2 protein-coding genes are annotated in these 1423 nt (G+C 65.7%); both read right to left on the bottom strand.

The features are described from left to right. Nucleotides 1–456: PDDEXK-like family protein (locus tag ACXJL8_RS41010; protein WP_456687038.1), on the bottom strand; the 456-nt coding region annotated here is incomplete at its 3' end. Nucleotides 457–743: 287 nt separating this feature from the next. Then, nucleotides 744–1259 carry a hypothetical protein gene (locus tag ACXJL8_RS41005; protein ID WP_456687037.1) on the bottom strand — a complete coding sequence of 172 codons (516 nt, stop codon included), beginning with the start codon at nucleotides 1257–1259 and terminating at the stop codon, nucleotides 744–746. Nucleotides 1260–1423 lie beyond the last annotated feature (164 nt).

Below are 1423 nucleotides of genomic sequence, written 5' to 3'. Positions count from 1 at the left end.
GGCTCCATCAGCACCGGACAGGTAGAGCAAGCAGCGCCGGCCTTGCGTCGCCTGCGCGTCGAGCCAAACAAGGTAGTCTGCAACCTGTCGGGGCTGGTCGGCCGCGAATGGCTTGTTCTCGACGGCCAGCAMGGCGCCGGGCAGCCGCACGAGCAGATCGATGCGGCGCCCTGCATCGATCTCAACCTCTACCTTCACGCGGGCTAGACTGAGATCCTCGTCTTCCCAGAGCAGATCTAAATCCCGCAGGAGCTCGGCTAAGAACAGTGCGCCTTGTCCGTGAGTGCCCTTGGGATCCAGCAGCCACGCAAGGATCGCTGAGAGCCGGAGTTCGTCGGGATTGATGAAATCGAAGACGTTAAAATCCGGGGCAAGGCGTCTGGCATAGAGGCTGCGTGCCGCAGCGAAGGCGACGCGGTGTTCTGTTAGGGCGAGCAACAGCGCATCAACGGGCATCAGCCCCCCCCCTTCTTGGCTATACGCCTGCCTGAGCGAAGCTCGGCGGTGGACGCAACAACTTCGCGCCGATCGTCGTCGAGATCCAGGCCGGCGGCGCCTCGCTCCGGCAGATCGCGGCGGCCCTCAACGAGCGCGGCGTCCCGACCGTGCGTGGCGGCGGATAGGCCTCCCCGCAGTTACTCGCCCTGCCGGCGCGGGCCGACGTCGTGGTCCGCTGGTCCGGCAATGGCCCTAGGGCGGATCGCCCGTGGAGCGTCGACAAGGCCCGCAAGGTCTAGCTTGGCCTAGGCGCTCGGCCACGCTCCGGAGAGCAGGTCGGGAAGGACGCTTCGGAATAGGTACGGTCGCAGCTTCGGGAGGACGGCAGTGCTGATTGATAGGCCGTGCTCCGGCTCGGACTTTTTGCCCTCATAGTCGCGGCTGCTGAACGGCGGCGCGGGATCGCGCCATGCGAGTGAGGGGATGAGGTAGAGATCAGCCTCGGCCCCTTCAGCGAGACAGACAAGGGCGAGGAAGGTGCCGGCCCGGATCGGAAAGTTCCGCTTCGCCATGTAGACGTAGCCGGGCTTTGCCGAGCGGACGGTTTTCACCTGGATTTCGAGGAACCGCGGAGGAGCCTCCGGCACGCCGGGGATCCGAACGAGTGCATCAATCGCTCGGTCGTCGACCTCGGGCGAGTAGACGTCGAGGCCCGCTCGGACGAAGGCCATCTTGGCGAAATACTCGCCCCATTTGCCGAGGCGCAGCTTGTCGAGGTGAGCCCATGACGGGGCCTCTGCGCCCGCTTCGGCTTGATCCATCCTATCCTCCGCTTCCGACCCTATAGTAGTGTCATGAGCAACGTCGTCTCCTTCCCCAAAGGCCGCGAACCTGGCCGCGACGCGGAGCGGCCCGTCCTCGTCACGATCACCGACCGGGACGGCTCGACGCTCTTCTCATGCCCGCTGCTGCCGCCGGAGGACGG

The organism is Bradyrhizobium sp. P5_C11_2 (genome assembly GCF_054049755.1).
Note: the sequence above shows the minus strand (reverse complement) of the source record. Positions and strands in the feature narration are given on the sequence as shown.

What these genes read in the sequence shown, in the direction of transcription:
- ACXJL8_RS41005 (WP_456687037.1), bottom strand. Translation starts at nt 1,259, where the DNA reads ATGGATCAAGCCGAAGCGGGCGCAGAGGCCCCGTCATGGGCTCACCTC.